Annotated in this window: 1 protein-coding gene; it reads left to right on the top strand. The window is 63.4% G+C overall.

All coding sequences use genetic code 11. From position 1 onward, the window contains the following. The coding region (locus NKI20_RS33645) for an ISAs1 family transposase (RefSeq protein WP_352838303.1) at positions 1-644 on the top strand (644 nt) is incomplete at its 5' end. Between the last annotated feature and the right edge of the window lie 20 nt (positions 645-664).

Below are 664 nucleotides of genomic sequence, written 5' to 3'. Positions count from 1 at the left end.
AGCTTCTCGACATGCTCGCCCTCGAAGGCGCGATCGTCACCATCGACGCGATGGGAACGCAAAGGCAGATCGCCGCCAAGATCGTCTCCAAGAAGGCCGATTATGTCCTGGCGCTCAAAGGCAATCAGGGAACTCTCGAGGAGGATGTCGCGCTGTTCTTCGACGATCCCGTGCTCGCGGCCGATTGTTCGTGTCATGAAGAAGAGCCGCAAGCCGGCCACGGCCGGATCGAGGAGCGCACGATCCGCGCCGCCGATGCCGCCTGGCTCGCCGAGCGTCATCCCGATTGGAAGGGGCTTGCGAGCTTTCTCGCCGTCACAACGCGTCGCACGATCAAGAAGACCGGCGCGGTCTCGATCGAGACGCGGCTCTTCATCTCCTCGCTGCCGCCCGACCCCGTCCGCCTCGCCGCCGCCGTGCGCGCCCACTGGAGCGTGGAGAACAATCTGCATTGGGTCTTGGACGTGGCGTTCCGCGAAGACGAGTGCCGCGTCCGTAAAGACCATTCGGCGCGCAACCTCGCCATGATCCGCCGCGCGGTGCTCAACATGCTCCGACGCGAGCCTTCAAAGACCTCGCTCAAGCGTAAGCGCCTCAAAGCCCTCATGAACCCGACCTACCGCCAAGCCGTCCTTGCAGGTTAACGATTCATGATTTCGCCCTG

Origin of the sequence: Mesorhizobium sp. M0830 (genome assembly GCF_040319965.1) — a bacterium.
Lineage (GTDB): Bacteria > Pseudomonadota > Alphaproteobacteria > Rhizobiales > Rhizobiaceae > Mesorhizobium.
This window is presented reverse-complemented; position numbering and strand designations above follow the sequence as displayed.